Annotated in this window: 1 protein-coding gene; it reads left to right on the top strand. The window is 59.6% G+C overall.

Translation table 11 applies throughout. From position 1 onward, the window contains the following. On the top strand, positions 1–445 hold a 445-nt coding region (locus GHO41_RS29535; protein ID WP_178126630.1), incomplete at both ends, for a urate hydroxylase PuuD.

Raw genomic sequence — 445 nt, 5'->3', positions numbered from 1 at the left:
CATTATCGGCACCATCATGGTCGGCAACGTGTTCCGCATCATCATGCCCGCCCAGCGAGCCCTGGTTGCGGCCATCAAAGAAGGCCGCACGCCCGATCCAACGCTGCCAGCCAAAGGCCTGCTGCGTTCGCGTCACAACAACTACTTCACCTTGCCGGTGCTGTTCATCATGATCAGCAACCACTTCCCGAGCACCTACGGCAGCCAATACAACTGGCTGATCCTGGCCGGGATTGCGGTACTCGCGGTGTTGGTACGCCATTACTTCAACACCCGCCACGACAGCCACAAATATGCCTGGACCTTACCGGTCGCGGCATTGGGCATGGTCTGCCTGGCGTATGTCACTGGCCCCAAACCGGCACCTGCGACGCCTGACGTGGCCAAGGTCATCAAATACCAACCGCTGCCAGAAACGGCCGTGGGCGGTGTTAAAGCAGCAGAT

Source organism: Pseudomonas sp. FSL R10-0399 (assembly GCF_009600165.1).
Classification (GTDB): Bacteria; Pseudomonadota; Gammaproteobacteria; order Pseudomonadales; family Pseudomonadaceae; genus Aquipseudomonas; species Aquipseudomonas helleri.
This window is presented reverse-complemented; position numbering and strand designations above follow the sequence as displayed.